We start from the raw sequence: 15,994 nt of genomic DNA on the forward strand, positions 1-15,994 counted from the left end.
CTTCACATTGACCCTGCTTGCCGCCTGTGCACTGGCTCACGCTAAGCAAACTGATGCCAGCCGACTTGAAGGCCCGTTGACACCCTTTGGCGCCGAACGCGCCGCGAATGCCGATGGCAGTATTCCAGCATGGACGGGGGGGATGCCACCAGGTGCTGCTACGGTTAGCCCCAATGGCAACTATGCCGATCCCTACGCGGCAGAAAAGCCCGTGTATACCATCAGTAAGAGCAACCTGGCTCAATACAAAGATCTGTTGAGCCCCGGTCAGCAGGCGATGTTTATCCGCCACCCCGAATACCGTATGCGTGTATTCCCCAGTCATCGTAGCACCCGGTTGCCGAAAAGATATGTGGATGAAAGCCGCAATAACCTTGGCGCAGTAACGCTGGAAGAGAATGGTTATGGATTGAAGGGATATCACTTCGGTGTGGCCTTCCCTGAGCCGACCGAGGCAAAAGAAGTGCTATGGAACCACCTGACCCGTTTTCGTGGCGGTTCAGTGCGCCGTCAGTTCGCCTCGGCCACCGTACAGGAGAGTGGCGATTACACCGTGGTGGGCTATGACGCCCTTAGCGCTTTTCGCGAGAACATCAGTGACATGCCTGTAGACGCTAACGTGCTGTTCTACAACCGGGTGCTGACCGTTGAGCCTTCTCGCTATTCCGGTGAGGTAACGTTGGTCCAGGAACCACTGAACCAGGTCGCCGAGCCGCGCTCCGCTTGGCAGTACATTCCAGGACAACGCCGGGTCCGTCGTGCGCCAACGGTGGCCTATGACAACAGTGCTCGCTACAGCTTCGGTCAGGTGGTCTCCGACAGCGTCGACGGCTACAACGGTGCTCCAGATCGATACGATTGGAAGTTGATCGGCAAGCAGGAAATGCTGGTCGGCTACAACGCCTTTCCCTTGGCCAGCAAGGACATCAAATACGCTGACATTCTTAAGCCCGGTTACCTCAACCCCGATCTGGCGCGATACGAAAAACACCGCGTCTGGGTTATTGAAGCCACGCTGAAGCCCGGCAATCGGCATGTCTATAGCAAACGTCGCTTCTACATCGATGAAGATTCCTGGCAGATCATGGCTTCGGATATCTATGACAGTCGTGGCGAGTTGTGGCGCTTTTACGAGTCGCACCTGACCCAGCTGCACGATATTGAGATGCCGATAACGGCGGTGGAAGTAACCTACGACCTGATTTCCGGGCGATACGCCGCAAACTACCTAACCAATGAAGTGCCGAAAAAGATCGAAATCGGCTTTGTCAGCACGCGAGCTGAATTCACTCCAGTCCAGCTCAAGCGAATGGGCAAGTAAATATCATCACGCAGCCCGCCAAGTGGGCTGCACCGTGCTTCCGGCGATCGTTCTGTTTCTGGAGATACATCATGCCTACTATGGCTAAAGTTTATTGGGGTCTTGGATTAGCCACTGCCACATTGGTGACGGCAGGCCTGGTGGGTAAAAGCGTTGTCGAACAAGCAAAAGCTACCGCAGACGCCTATCTGTTTGGTTACCCGCTCGTACTGATGGACCTCACACGCCGTTACCATGTGCAGAGCTCAGGCGTAGAGCTCAACCACCTGCGCCACTTGCGCAGCTTTCCGGATGCCAGCTTTCGTTCAGTAGTGTCGCCGAACGCCGACACACTGTATTCAATGGCCCACCTCGACTTGAGCAGCGAACCGCAAGTATTGAGCATTCCAGATATGCGCGGCCATTACTACATGACACCGATTCTGGATGCCTGGACGAATGTCTTTACCTCCCCCGGTACACGCACCACCGGTGAACAGCCACGTGACTATCTCATTGTCGGTCCGAACTGGAATGGCCAGACCCCCGGTAATCTGAACGTGCTGCGATCGCCCACCAACATGGCTTGGATGATCGGCCGGATCGAAAGCCGCGGGCCGACTGACTATTCCGAAATCAATGCCCTGCAAGATCGTATGACGCTGCAGCCCTTGAGTACCTGGCAAGGTAACGACGTTCCGAAGGTCGCGGCAGCAGCGGTAAGCAACACACCTGTGAAGCCGCGTCAGGCGCCGGATCAGCAGTTGGCGACGTGGACCGCCGAGTCATTCTTCACAACGTTCTGCCAGTTGCTCGGCAATAATCCGGCACGGCCTGATGACACGCCAGCGCTACAAAAGATGCGTGAGGCTGGCTTGCTTAATGCGGACTGTCGCCTACAGCAATCTGCGCTTCAGCGCCTGGGTAGTTGGATGGGCTTCCGCAAGGTGGTTGCCGCGCTAAACGATAGCGAACACTTGCTAGACAGCCTGCCAACGCACAATGGGTGGCGAATTCCCTATGGAATTGGTGAATATGCAAGCGACTATCGACGCCGGGCGATGGTCGCCAAGTTTGGCCTGGGCGCTAACACCAATGAAGACGCTATCTACCCGACGCTGCGTCGAGATGGAGCTGGCCAGATATTGTCCGGGGCACATCGGTATGTCCTGCATTTCGACAAGCAACAATTACCGCCAGTGAAGGGTTTCTGGTCGCTGACTCTCTACGATCAAGCGCAGTTCTTTTTCGCCAATCCACTGGATCGCTTCGCTATCGGTGACCGGAATGCATTGCACTACAACCCTGATGGTTCACTTGATTTGTACATTCAGGCGCAGGCACCAACAGCGAAGGAACAACTGACAAATTGGTTGCCTGCGCCTGCCACGAACTTCAATTTGATGCTACGCCTGTATTGGCCCGCACAAGCAGTGCTTGATCGCAGTTGGTTACCGCCAGCAATTAAACGTCTCGACTGAAACACTTCATGCAGCCCCGGTCACTGTAGCCGGGGTTTTTTCATCTTGCCGGATCAGTTTGTGCCAGCCATCCTTGGCGGTAACCTCTCCATCGATTGCTGACCATGGCTCGACTTATATCCCACGCTCCCCCGCTGGCGCAATCAACGTTGATCTCTGTGGTGAGCTGTATCGCCGGTACCCTTAAAGGCAGATACGGTATTGACCCAGTACCGGTAATGAACAGCGTCGGAATTGATCCGATAGTGATACAGGACAGCGACCGGCGCTTGACGGTGGCTACCCTGAGCCCGCTATGGCTGCGGTGTGTGGAAGTGACCGGTGATGAAGCTTTCGGCTTATATGCTGCCCGTTATTACCAGCCAGCGCAGTTCTATGGCGTCGATCTGGCCTTGTGTACCGCCGCTACGTTCGGAGAAGCGCTGCAACTCCATGTTCAGTTCATTCGTGTATTAACCACTGCCGCCTTGGCGTCTCTGAAAACCGATGCCGACGGAAATCATCGCCTAGAGATCCATCGTTACGGCCCTGATCGACCTACCGACGCGGCGCTTGATTGCTTTTTCCATGCCTTCTTCATCCGTCTGTTCGAGCGTCAGACCGGGCTACAGGTCAACAAATTACTACGACGTCTGGAACTTCCCCGTGCGGCACCGAATGACCCAACACCCTGGCTGGATCTGGGCATCCCAGTAGTTTTTGGTAGCCCGTGCGGCGCTATGGTATTCAAGCCCCAAGCCTGGGCCTTACCATTACCCGGCGCCAATCCGCTTTTGTTGGCACAGTTGGAAAAACCTATCTTGCGTCAACTGGCCCAACTTCGCCTGCCATTGCCGGCGAGCGCATTGCGTGCACTGCTGGCCGATACGCTTGCCAGCGGCGCTTCTCTCGAACAGTTAGCGCTCGCTCTGCAAATCAGCGCCAGTCAACTGCGAAGTGGCCTGAGAAGCCAAGGCCTGAATTTTAGCCAGTTGCTTGATCAGGCACGCGAAGCTCAAGCGATGGTCCTACTGGCCAACCCAGCCTTTAGCCTGGAACAAATCGCCACCAAACTCGGTTTCAGTGGTTCCAGCAGCTTCAATCGTGCATTTCGTCGCTGGCAAGGCGACACACCATTGAACTATCGCCGCCAAGTCCTAGGCTAAGGATGTAGTGGTCTAATGAATCCGGACACCTTTCTGTGGCGAGCATTCTCGCCTAAATGGGTGTCCGGATTCATTAGACCACTACACTCGACGGACTAGTTCTGGTTATGCGAGCACACGCCGCCGTTCAACATATTTCAACCAGACGGCTTTGAAGCTCTGCTTGAACCTCCGCAGAGCTGAGTCCTAGATCTGGTGAGCAAGCGACTAAGCGTTGCACCGAACTTTCCGCCCATCCTTGTACATCGTCATCCAGTGCGACCCAGTGCCGAAGTTGAGACCGCGCAGCGTACCGGCAGATCTGGTCGTATCGTGTCTTCCCGTCCCATACGCTTTCATCCACCCAGCCTTTAGCCATTGAACTATGCCATGTAGCACCGATAACTCGCTCTTGCAGCTCGTAAGGCAGATAGCCAAGAGCCCGCTTATGGCCGAGGAGTCGAACCCAACTAGTGCTCAATACCAACGAGACCGAAGGAAACTCGTTGAGGAGCTTGGTAAGAATCGGCGCCCACATGAAAAGATTCCCTTCAGCCTTTAGTGTCGGCCCAAGACGACTAAAATAGACGGCGTCGGGATGTAGGACACCATCGAAATCCAAGAAAAGAACAGGTGTACTTTTCTGCACTTAGGTTACTCCAGGTAAAAAGTCGTACCCAATCGACGTTCAATATCAACAACCGAGAAAATATGCTGGGACTCAAAAAGCATCCCACTCAATCATAAGGTTTTGAACTCTTGAACTCGTCCTCTAGCGATCGGAAGCTTCGTGGCCGAGCGGATGGGCCAGACCCACGCAGCGCTGCCTTTACAGCGACTGCTGCTCGCTCGAGCTCCGCATGGGAAGCCGCATAGACAGCTACAATAAGCCTATTGCGACTGTGCATTTTCATTTCCAGCACTCGCAGGGCGCTTTTTTCTTCTCGCAACAGCTCAATATTGTTCATTTTTTCAGGCCTTAAGTAGAAAATCGTTGCAGCGCGATGCTGCCTCTACGGCATCAATATCAATCAACTAGATCGTAAATATTAGCTGTGGTGGAAATGTACGCCATAAGCTTTTTCCCCCGTCTCCATACATTCTGGCGGCACGGTGCGCTTAAAATATTAGGACCAGCTATAGGGGAAAAACCTCCTGCTTGTAAATGAAATTGGACATTTACAACATGAGTTCCTAGAATCCGCGCAATTTCTGGAGAAAGGATATAGTTTCTTTCAAAATGCTTTATTGATTGGAGGCTGATCAATTGTGCTGGTCGCCTGGAGCTTTGAACCGTTTCGCTACGAAGCCGACCAAGACGTACAAGAGCGTAAGCAACTTCATCCTTTACACCGAGAGTTTTTGCTGCTTGTGAAACTGACATACCATTCGCGTACGAGGAGGTAAGACTCGTTATACTGTTTTTCTCAAGCTCGTTCGGATCAAAAAGCCATTTCCCAATATTTAGAGCTTCTTTCTCTGCTCTACAAAACACAGGTATAGTCCCAGACTGGATCGCCATTACCAACTCCGGCAAGCCGCCAGATGTAGGCAGATAATGCTTTGCAGCCTGCGATATTGTTATAAAGTTATCGCTGGGATAGGGTAAAAACCGTGGAGGAGCAAGAGAAATTATTGAGCTAAAGTCGACAAACCATTTTTCACCAGCATGTGGAGAGCCGCCAACATAATTTAGTACCCCTGATTTTATTAACTGCTCAACGCGCTTTCTACTGACGCAAAGCAGCCGAGAAGTTTGCCGTAGGTTAAGAGGCTCGTGCACTATTGCAGAGAGCCTTCGCGCTTCTTCAATATCGACGACTACGACAGTTTTACCACAGGAATACCTAAACTCCCGAGCATCGAGCTCACCGGATAAATGCATCCTTCTAAGAAAATTTTCGGGAAGACCAGTTTTTTGCGCTGCCTTGCTGTATGAAAGCCAACGGTGTTCAAGCAATGTGCACTCACTTAAACGCCGATTCCGCAAAGCCAAAGGACCCTCCCAATTTTGAACGATGTACCTTTCGAACTCATCACGAACAAAGTCGTAGCATCGATCGGCCAGAGACAAGTACACGTCATTATAAATTAACCCAAATGCGGAACCTAGTTTAGATGAAAGTTTTGTTCCTCTGATTCTGATAAGATCAGTGAGTAAATCATGAAAGGACCCAGGCCAACCCGAAAGAATTTGGCCCGCCGCTTGAGCTAAGTCAGGAGCTACGTTCCTGCACGCCATCGATGAAACTGTCATGTTCATGAAATGTTTTCGACTCAACGCCCTCACACCGACGCGAACAGCTAATAAATGTAACTGTTCGTAGGTTAGTGACTCAACTCCAGATGTGTTTTCGGTACTTCTCTGCCTTAAACGTTTTTCAAGCTCCACCGACATCCAAACCTTTGACTCATCGGCTGCTAAAGTTGGAAAAGTTACATCCGAAAATGAAAATCCACAGATGTCGCAAAATTTCGTGATCAGTATCTTTTGATTTATTTTCGCCTGACACTTCGGACATCCATATAGCAACTCAACTTTATGGATCGAGCAGGTTGTATAAAGAGTTAGCTCCCATACCTCACGCCAGTAAAGCTCAGTTACAAAACAAACCGGACAAAACTTTGACCTAACTAACGACCAGATTTTTTGATTAGTGAACTTAGGCGATCTAACTACTGTGACCACTTCATGCCAGCTTACAGGCCTTACATCCTCATCCAACCATTCGTATACTTGCTCATCTGTCAGCTCTTTAAATAGCTTTACAACCTCACCATTTCGGAGGGCATTACAATCCCCCAAGCGATGCAGGTATCCGACCAAGCTCTCATCGCACTTTGGCGTAGCATTTACCAATAGACCGAACATGCACCTTATTCCTTCATATAGCATTGCAACGAAAGGCACTTAAATCTTGAATGTCCGTTGTTAACTAACAGACATTGATTAGATCTCAAGCCGCAATGATGTCAAAGTTCTCAAAAGGCTCACGAGCTCCAATTAAAGGTTTGAAGTCGAATACATCACTGAAAGGATTGCGTACATCAGGTGCAGAGCTCCATACCTCATCCTTAAACGCTTCAGACAGTAGTCCCAGATTGATGCCTTCAGAACATCGGTACTGGACCAGCCAAACAGAGCGATCTAAAATTTTTATCAGATAGTCAATCAACCCAAATGAAGCTAGATACATCCGGCGGATAATTTCTTTTTCTGAAAAGCTAATAGACGCTACCGGTAGTAGTTCCTGAATACTTTGGAGAAGTATAGCGAACTGTCTCCAACAAGCTTCGGTCAACATGAACCTATTGTAATCAACCGTGGCAGAGAATCTTCGTCTCAGCTGCTCGTTAGCCCAGAGCAGACCTTCAGTTCGCTTCAGACCGACAAGGACGAATGTAATGCTAGTTTCGTTCATCAGGCTCTTGATCCAGTCCGCCGCCTCGTACGCTGCATTACGCTTGTAATCCACGAGATGCTGCGCTTCGTCTAGAACGACTACTTCAACACCTAATTTGCTTAATAGTTGAATAGTTCTCGCAAACTTCGTTTCTGCCGAATGGTTACGCGAGTCCGCGTACGGATCTTTCATCGCGGTCAACACAGCCGTTGCTAGGTTCTTTTTGGTTGGAGAGGACGGAATTTCCACGATGAGCACAGCGCGTTGCCTCGCATCAACTCCGTCAGCAGACTTCAATTCTTCGACGTACTCTCTGATCAAAGTACTTTTCCCAACACCGCTTGGCCCTTGTATAACAAGTCCCTTACTAGTACCTGTGCGTCGTGTGTCTCCATGAACTTCAGTTAGGCGGGCTAGTGCTTGCTCTGCCTGAGGGCTCAGAATGAAGTGGTGACGCAGAGAAAATGAGGCTGGACTTCCTTCATGATTACTCATCACTTAGTCCTCCGCTCAGGTGACGCCGGGTAACCTTGAATGATGTTGCTACATTTGCGGTGCCGCTTGGCTTGTCTAACCAATCCATTTCTGAAAACGCGATGAGAGGCTTTACGGAACCATCGAGCCTCCAACCGTCCTTATCTATCTTGGCACGGGTTACAGCCCGACGTTTACGCAACTTCTGAGAGCGGCGAGCCTCCGCAATATCCTGTGTTAAATCGCGATAGCACTGATGGACCTGGTCAAAGCTTGGGCTATTGCTGCCGCTGTCTTGAAGTGCTTTTTCGGCCGCTTTCCATAATTCACGACTCAACCCGAGCATGCGCTTATCTTTTATGGGTACCTGCAAAAATACGTTTCTGAAACGGTCATGCACCCAAACATGTCCAAGTTCATCACGATATCGAACATTGATTTTCTCCTGCGGTGCCATCAGCATTCTTAGCTCAGCAAGTTCCGGCGAGTGGTACCCGTGACCGCATACTTCAATACCGTAATGATGTACTTTCACCGAACTTCGGCGAGCTAGAATGCATTCAAGGGCATCAAGGTCAACGGGCAACTTGATCAGCCGACTAGTCTCTTCGGAGGCCCATACCTGCGCAGGGGTCCTTTTGCTAAGACTCCGGTGGGGGGTCTGATGATAACCATCAACAATCCATTTGACGACGCTGGCTTCCAGTTGAGCCAGCGTGAAGCACGCATATTTCTCTGATCTGTAGTCTCCCTTCTCTTGGGTGTTGGAAAATGTAGTGCCAGGCAGGTTATGAATCAGTCCGAGATTCTGAGTGCGGAAAAATCTTTCGACCGATCCTTTCATCTCTGGACCTCTTGAGCGAGGATACATAATCTCGATGCCGAGTTCGTTGAATCCGGCAATCAAATCATCTGCATGAAATTCCGCAGCGTTGTCAGGAACGAGTCGTGCGGGGACTCCATGAGCGCGCCACTCGTTTTGTACTTTAGGAAATCGCTCCAGAAGCTCCGTTTTAGGGCGAATGGAACGTTCAATGACGCGAAGGATTGTCTCAGTGTTAGGTGCAGCTAAGTGAATTAGGTAGCCCATGATCATTCGTGAATATTTGTCTAACACGATAGTGATATAGGGGCGGCCTATAACCAATCCAGTTTCTTCGTCTACAAGTAGGACATCCAACAGAGTATGGTCGATCTCCCATCGATCCAAAATCCCCCCAACCACGAGCATTTCTCTCGCAACCCGATGCTTCTTTTTGGCCGCATACTTACCAATACGACGAACATCAACCTCGTATGGATCGAGCCTGGCAATATATCTACGAACAGTCATACCACAAGGCTTGTTTAGCTGATCAGAGGGCAAACGTGTAACGTTCCTCTCATCGACACGCTTCAGATATTCGCCAACTACTTTTGAAACTTGATGCCGTTCTAACTGAAGGTATACCTCGTGGATGACATCTTGTAATATTTCTTCCAACTCACCAGATATTACGCTGGTTCTTCCCTTATCGGCATGTTTAGGAATAAGCTTTACAACATTTCGACCTACGAATTTTGTGTGCCACCTTCTAAAAGTAGATACAGATGGAACAGTTGCATCTCCAATTTTTACGGCAATCTCGGTTAATTTCTCTTGCAGATCATATTTTTTAGGCAATTTTATCTGCCCCTCGGTTACGCACTCAATATACTTACGACGGCGTAAAGCTTCCTCACTGTGCTTTGCGGGAAAACAAGATAGATCCGGGGCTACGTTCCTCACGCATGGAATCTCACCTAGGTAAGGTTGGTCTGTACAGATTTCGATCTCACGTCGCTCATAACCAAGATGAAACTCACGGTCGGTTAAAGTAGTTGGCTCACCATATTGATCAATGAAAAGCAGACGTCTATCGATCAGCCGCCGCTGCAGCGACATCGTTCTACCATGTATAACCACAACTAACTTCGCCTTAAGCAAAAAAGTTTGCATGACGATGTCCTCCTGAAAGAAAGACTTGTGATTGGTTCAGCAAAGGCTTTTCAAGGTCAACACCGACAATACACAGCCCCAACAAACGCCAAGCTTCTACTTCCCCAAATAATGATATGACCTCATGGAATACTTGGGGTTTGTATTTATTCAACTTAAGCCAAACTTCGGCTTGATCTGACGAAGGAAGAGAAGGACTGTATCGGTGATACAGAATTTTTTGGATATTGGTCGCCAATGGTTCTCGCCAGATCAGGCCTTCTGTAACGACGGAAAAACTCCGATCGGTGGCAGAAAAATGGTTCTTAGCTGCACACAGCTTTCGCTTGACGCTACTGACCAAAAGCTTTTTTTCTGGCTTTACTTCGAACCACCACTCACCACCGTCCGCAAGGAAAACACGAAGATCCGGAACGTAATCTACTAATGTATCTCCCAAGAGAAATCTTTCCCGAGACGGCTGCACTTCATAACGAAGAACTGACGGTGAGAGCTCGAGTAAGCGGAGAAAACCTCCTTCCAGCTGGGATTCCCAGGCTACAGGGTGACCATTTTTGATCGAGGGGAAGTACCCTCTGAAATGACATGAGCTGCGAGTAACTACCTTACGTACTGCCATCGCACACCTCCGTAGACGTGTACCGTCGCGGCGCCTGAGAACACAGGCACAGAGCGGCACCCAAGGGGCAGAATCGACAGGCAACACTTTCCCGTCGAGAGCCCTCGATAAAGTCGAAATGATGGGAGGGGATTGACAAGCATCCAAAAAAAGCTGAAATTGCGGCTACCAGACCAGCAACATCGCTTCAAATGGACGCGGTCAAAACCCCTAGGTTTTGGTCGCGTTTTTACATTTCACACCTCCCGCTTTTCATGATCTCGTCCTCTGACACTCATAGCTAAATTAATTCAAGCTTCCTCTCGTTTATACGGTTTTGCTCTAATCTTGCAATTCTTAGCCACTTCCAAATCGAATATTTGACTTGCGTCGGCTTCGGCAAGCTTCTGATTTTATTGCTAGAACAGCTCCAACCTCAATAAATACAATTACCAAATAATATTCCAGACCACTGGGAAAATCCATTGCTTACAACTGAATCTAAGTATTTTTATTGAATACTTACAACACTGAAGGCTCAGAATTTAATCTTTCAACGTATAATATCTTTATACGCTGCATATTTTTAAAATTTCTAATCTCAGGGAAGCCGAGCGGTTTTTTTTCGAATTACGAATGGCCGTAATATGTGTCTTAATTTTTTAGGAGACCCTGCCATAAGATGAAAAAATCCGCCTCCCCCAATAAACTTTAGACTCTATATTCAAAGTAAAAATTAAAGTCTCTAAGTGTCATTGAACTCGAGTTCTTTTAGTATTTCTGCTCGGGAATGTCCTGAGCTTCTACCGTTATAACTTATCGATCTTGCCAACCTTACCATAAGGATATTGGCCTTTTTTTGTGCAAAAAAAAGCCCGCTAGTAAGCGGGCCTTCTTTCAACGTGGAATCCTAACTCTAGGAGTTAGTAGTTCCATTTATTTGTGAAAATGCGCAACTATTCAGTGAACCTACACCTGATCAGAAGTCCAGGTTCGAGACCGCCAGGGCGTTGCTTTCGATGAACTCACGACGAGGCTCAACGGCATCGCCCATCAGGGTGTTGAAGATCTGATCGGCAGCGATCGCGTCTTCGATAGTCACCTTGAGCATGCGGCGCACGGTTGGGTCCATGGTGGTTTCCCACAGCTGGTCAGGGTTCATCTCGCCAAGACCTTTGTATCGCTGGATGGTGTGGCGCTTGGTGCTTTCGGTCATCAGCCAGTCGAGTGCTTCCTTGAACTCGTTGATAGCCTTCTTGCGCTCGCCACGCTGAACATAAGCGCCTTCGCCGAGCAGGGTGCTCAGTTGTGCGCCCAGGGCGGTGACGGTGCGATAGTCATTGCTGCCGAAGAAGTCGCGGTTGAAGGTCACGTAGCTGGCCAGGCCATGGGAGGTGATTTCCACTTCCGGCAGCCAGACATTACGTTCCTTGTCTTCGCGAAGGCTCGCCTTGTAGAGCAGGCCGGACTTCTCGCTGGTACGCAGGCGCTCTTCGAGTTTGCCGAGCCATTCCTGCATGGCCGCGTGGTCGCCCAGTTGCTCCAGGGACACAGCTGGCAGGTAGACGAAGTGCTCGGTCAGCTCCTGCGGGTACAGACGCGACAGACGTTTGAGAGTCTTCATCACGGTGCGGAATTCGTTAACCAGGCGCTCCAGCTCTACGCCGGAAACCGGTGGCGCGGATTCGTCCAGGTGCAGGCTGGCATCTTCCAGGGCCGACTGGGTCATGTACTCTTCCATGGCCTCGTCGTCTTTGATGTACTGCTCTTGCTTGCCCTTCTTGACCTTGTACAGCGGCGGCTGGGCAATGTAGATGTAGCCGCGCTCGACCAACTCCGGCAGCTGACGGAAGAAGAAAGTCAGCAGCAGGGTACGAATGTGCGAACCGTCGACGTCAGCATCGGTCATGATGATGATGTTGTGATAACGCAACTTGTCGATGTTGTACTCTTCGCGACCGATACCACAGCCCAGGGCGGTGATCAGGGTGCCCACTTCCTGGGACGAGATCATCTTGTCGAAACGTGCTTTCTCGACGTTGAGGATCTTGCCCTTGAGCGGCAGGATCGCCTGGGTCTTGCGGTTACGACCTTGCTTGGCCGAACCACCTGCGGAGTCACCCTCCACCAGGTACAGTTCGGAAAGAGCAGGGTCCTTCTCCTGGCAGTCCGCCAGTTTGCCTGGCAGGCCAGCGATATCCAGCGCGCCTTTGCGGCGGGTCATTTCCCGCGCCTTGCGCGCTGCTTCACGGGCACGCGCGGCGTCGATCATCTTGCCGACAACCGCCTTGGCTTCGTTCGGGTTCTCCAGCAGGAAATCGGAGAAGTACTTGCCCATCTCCTGTTCCACGGCAGTTTTCACTTCCGAAGAGACCAACTTGTCCTTGGTCTGGGAGCTGAACTTCGGATCCGGGACCTTCACCGAAATGATCGCGGTCAGGCCTTCACGGGCATCGTCACCGGTAGTCGAGACCTTGTTCTTCTTGGCCAGGCCTTCCTGTTCGATGTAGTTGTTCAGGTTACGGGTCAACGCCGAGCGGAAGCCGACCAGGTGAGTACCACCGTCGCGCTGCGGAATGTTGTTGGTGAAGCACAACAGGTTCTCGTTGAAGCTGTCGTTCCACTGCAGGGCGATTTCCACGCCCACACCGTCTTCACGCTGAACGCTGAAATGGAACACCTGGTTGACCGGAGTCTTGTTGGTGTTCAGGTACTCAACGAAGGCACGCAGACCGCCTTCATACTTGAAGTGCTCTTCCTTGCCCGAGCGCTCATCCTTCAGCAGGATGCCAACGCCAGAGTTGAGGAAGGACAGTTCACGAATCCGCTTGGCCAGGATGTCCCAGCTGAAGTGGATGTTCTTGAAGGTTTCAGACGACGGCTTGAAGTGGATGTGGGTACCAGTGGTTTCGCTCTCACCTACGATTTTCATCGGGGCTTGAGGCACACCGTGAACATAGGTCTGTTCCCAGATCTTGCCACTGCGGCGAACGGTGAGGATCAACTGTTCGGACAGGGCGTTCACCACCGACACACCTACGCCGTGCAGGCCGCCGGAAACTTTATAGGAGTTGTCGTCGAACTTACCGCCAGCGTGCAGGACGGTCATGATGACCTCGGCGGCGGATACGCCTTCCTCTTTATGCACGTCGACCGGGATGCCGCGACCGTTGTCGCGAACACTGATGGATTCATCCGGGTGAATAATTACGGTGATGTCATCACAGTGGCCGGCGAGTGCCTCGTCGATCGAGTTATCGACCACCTCGAACACCATGTGGTGCAGGCCGCTACCATCATCGGTGTCGCCAATGTACATACCGGGACGCTTGCGCACGGCATCTAGCCCTTTCAGCACTTTAATGCTGGAGGAGTCGTACGTTTGATTTTCGCTCATGCCTTCACTCCCGATGGTCGTGGGTCTGGGTGATACGGCCCTGTTCCACGTGGAACAGAGCAACTGGCGTTTCCGTCTGCCAGCCTTCCCTCAATAATTCGTGGTCTACACAGGTGATAAATACCTGGCAGCGTAAGTCTTCCAACAAGCGGCAAAGTGCGCGACGGTGCTGCTCGTCCAGTTCAGACGGCAAGTCATCCACTAGATAAATACATTGGCCACGCCGAGCCTGGCTGACCAGATGTCCCTGGGCGATGCGCAATGCGCAAACCACAAGCTTCTGCTGGCCCCGAGAAAGAATATCGGCGGCGTTATGTGCGCCGAGTCTCAGGCGCAAATCAGCTCGTTGTGGTCCGGCCTGGGTATGGCCCATCTGCTGATCTCGTTGCAGGGAGGAGGCGAGGACTTCACTGAGTTCCCGGTCCTTGTCCCAGCCACGGTAATAGCTCAGGGTCAGCCCTTCGAGCTCGACCAAATCGCTCAGGGTTCGCTCAAAGACTGGCTTCAAGGCCTTGATGTAATTTCGGCGGTATTCATCTATTTCAGCGCTGGCCAGGCACAGTTCCCGGTCCCAGGCCGCTTGAGAAACAGCGTCAAGTGTACCATGCCGCAACCATGAGTTCCGCTGCCGCAAAGCCTTCTGCAGGCGTTGCCAAGTGGCCATGAAGCGTGGTTCCACGTGGAACACACCCCAATCGAGGAACTGCCGGCGAATTTTCGGAGCGCCTTCGAGCAAGCGGAAGCTGTCCGGGTTGATCAATTGCAGCGGCAGAATCTCCGCCAGCTGTGCGGCACTGCGGGCGTTTTGCCCGTCGATGCGGATGGTGAACTCCCCTTGCCGATCCCGCGAAATCCCCAGGTTACTGGTGCCGCCTTCGTTAAGCTCAACCTGACCGAACACCGTACACGCCAACTGCTCGTACTGAATGACCGGTGTAAGACGAGTGCTACGGAAAGAGCGGGCCAGGCCCAGCAGATGAACAGCTTCCAACACACTGGTTTTACCACTGCCGTTGGTGCCGTACAGGATATTGATGCGGGGGGAGGGGGAGAAGGTCACCGGGTGCAGGTTACGCACCGCGGTGACAGAAACGCGACTGAGGGACATCTAGAGTCTGCTGGACAAGTTACAGACGCATCGGCATGACAACGTAAGCGGAGTCGTCATTGTCAGCTTCCTGCAGCAGGGCACTGCTGTTGGAATCCGACAGGATCAGACGAACTTGCTCGGTAGTCATGACACCCAATACGTCCAGCAGGTAGCTGACGTTGAAGCCGATTTCCAGCGAGCTACCGTTGTAGTCGACGCTGATCTCTTCTTCCGCTTCTTCCTGCTCAGGGTTGTTCGCCTGGATCTTCAGCTGGCCATTGGCCAACTGCAGGCGAATGCCGCGATATTTCTCGTTCGACAGAATGGCAGTACGGCTGAACGCTTCGCGCAGCGCCTGACGATCACCGATCACCAGCTTGTCGCCACCTTTAGGAAGCACGCGCTCGTAGTCCGGGAACTTGCCATCGACCAGCTTGGAGGTGAAGGTGAACTCACCGGTAGTAGCACGAATGTGGTGCTGACCCAGTACGATGCTGACCATACCATCAGGCTCGGTGAGCAAGCGCGCCAGCTCCAGGATGCCCTTGCGGGGCACGATGACCTGGTGACGGTCGGCCTGACCAATATCGGCACGCATCGAGCACATGGCAAGACGGTGACCGTCGGTAGCCACGGCGCGCAGCGTATCGGTAGACACTTCCAGCAGCATGCCGTTGAGGTAGTAGCGCACGTCCTGCTGAGCCATGGCAAAGCTGGTGCGCTCGATCAAGCGGCGCAGACGGCTTTGCTCAAGGTTGCAGGTCAGCGAACCCGGGCCTTCTTCCACAGTCGGGAAGTCGTTGGCCGGCAGGGTCGACAGGGTAAAACGGCTGCGGCCTGCCTTGACCACGATCTTCTGCTCGTCGAGCTTGATGTCGATCAGTGCGTCGTTAGGCAGGCTTTTGCAGATATCCATCAGCTTGCGTGCCGGCACAGTGATCTCGCCTGGCTCGGCGGGCTCTTCCAGTTGCACACGACCAACCAGTTCCACTTCCAGGTCAGTACCGGTAAGTGACAGTTGTTGGCCTTGAACTACCAGCAATACGTTGGACAATACCGGCAAGGTCTGGCGGCGCTCGACGACGCCTGCGACCAGTTGCAGGGGTTTCAACAGGGCTTCGCGTTGAATGGTGAAATGCATGGTCTAG

The 15,994-nt window shown here is 51.8% G+C and carries 11 protein-coding genes; 3 read left to right on the plus strand and 8 right to left on the minus strand.

Annotated elements, in window-relative coordinates:
* Nucleotides 1–7 precede the first annotated feature (7 nt).
* The 3 genes from ABVN19_RS22570 (at nt 8) to ABVN19_RS22580 (ending at nt 3,926) form a co-directional block, all read left to right on the plus strand.
* On the plus strand, nt 8–1,321 hold the full coding sequence (locus tag ABVN19_RS22570; RefSeq protein ID WP_028942570.1) for a DUF1329 domain-containing protein: 1,314 nt from the start codon (nt 8–10) through the stop codon (nt 1,319–1,321).
* Nucleotides 1,322–1,392: 71 nt separating this feature from the next.
* Nucleotides 1,393–2,781 (plus strand): DUF1254 domain-containing protein, encoded by a 1,389-nt coding sequence (locus ABVN19_RS22575; RefSeq protein ID WP_105641124.1) that lies wholly within the window; start codon nt 1,393–1,395, stop codon nt 2,779–2,781.
* 104 nt (nt 2,782–2,885) lie between these two features.
* The gene (locus ABVN19_RS22580) at nt 2,886–3,926 is read left to right on the plus strand and encodes an AraC family transcriptional regulator (RefSeq protein WP_256585714.1); all 1,041 of its coding nucleotides are present in this window, start codon (nt 2,886–2,888) and stop codon (nt 3,924–3,926) included.
* 127 nt (nt 3,927–4,053) lie between these two features.
* Here the strand turns inward: ABVN19_RS22580 and ABVN19_RS22585 are convergent, their stop codons facing one another.
* The 8 genes from ABVN19_RS22585 to dnaN form a co-directional block, all read right to left on the minus strand.
* Complete coding sequence (locus ABVN19_RS22585; protein WP_084167932.1) at nt 4,054–4,554, minus strand: HAD domain-containing protein; 501 nt, start codon at nt 4,552–4,554, stop codon at nt 4,054–4,056.
* 378 nt (nt 4,555–4,932) lie between these two features.
* Nucleotides 4,933–6,777 carry a TniQ family protein gene (locus tag ABVN19_RS22590; protein ID WP_158259216.1) on the minus strand — a complete coding sequence of 615 codons (1,845 nt, stop codon included), beginning with the start codon at nt 6,775–6,777 and terminating at the stop codon, nt 4,933–4,935.
* An 85-nt stretch (nt 6,778–6,862) separates the two neighbouring features.
* The gene (locus ABVN19_RS22595; protein ID WP_105641123.1) at nt 6,863–7,804 is read right to left on the minus strand and encodes a TniB family NTP-binding protein; all 942 of its coding nucleotides are present in this window, start codon (nt 7,802–7,804) and stop codon (nt 6,863–6,865) included.
* A complete protein-coding gene (locus ABVN19_RS22600; RefSeq protein WP_028942566.1) occupies nt 7,797–9,761 on the minus strand; it encodes a DDE-type integrase/transposase/recombinase in 1,965 nt (654 codons plus the stop codon). The genes ABVN19_RS22595 and ABVN19_RS22600 overlap by 8 nt, the downstream gene beginning before the upstream one ends.
* On the minus strand, nt 9,742–10,380 hold the full coding sequence (locus ABVN19_RS22605; RefSeq protein ID WP_105641122.1) for a TnsA endonuclease N-terminal domain-containing protein: 639 nt from the start codon (nt 10,378–10,380) through the stop codon (nt 9,742–9,744). The genes ABVN19_RS22600 and ABVN19_RS22605 overlap by 20 nt, the downstream gene beginning before the upstream one ends.
* Before the next feature lie 958 nt (nt 10,381–11,338).
* The gene (gene gyrB / locus ABVN19_RS22610) at nt 11,339–13,756 is read right to left on the minus strand and encodes a DNA topoisomerase (ATP-hydrolyzing) subunit B (RefSeq protein WP_028942564.1); all 2,418 of its coding nucleotides are present in this window, start codon (nt 13,754–13,756) and stop codon (nt 11,339–11,341) included.
* Nucleotides 13,757–13,760: 4 nt separating this feature from the next.
* Nucleotides 13,761–14,864, minus strand: a complete 1,104-nt coding sequence (recF, locus tag ABVN19_RS22615; protein WP_028942563.1) for a DNA replication/repair protein RecF — start codon at nt 14,862–14,864, stop codon at nt 13,761–13,763.
* Nucleotides 14,865–14,883: 19 nt separating this feature from the next.
* The gene (dnaN, locus tag ABVN19_RS22620; RefSeq protein ID WP_028942562.1) at nt 14,884–15,987 is read right to left on the minus strand and encodes a DNA polymerase III subunit beta; all 1,104 of its coding nucleotides are present in this window, start codon (nt 15,985–15,987) and stop codon (nt 14,884–14,886) included.
* Nucleotides 15,988–15,994: the final 7 nt, after the last annotated feature.

Origin of the sequence: Pseudomonas vranovensis (assembly GCF_040438935.1) — a bacterium.
GTDB classification, from domain to species: Bacteria; Pseudomonadota; Gammaproteobacteria; order Pseudomonadales; family Pseudomonadaceae; genus Aquipseudomonas; species Aquipseudomonas vranovensis.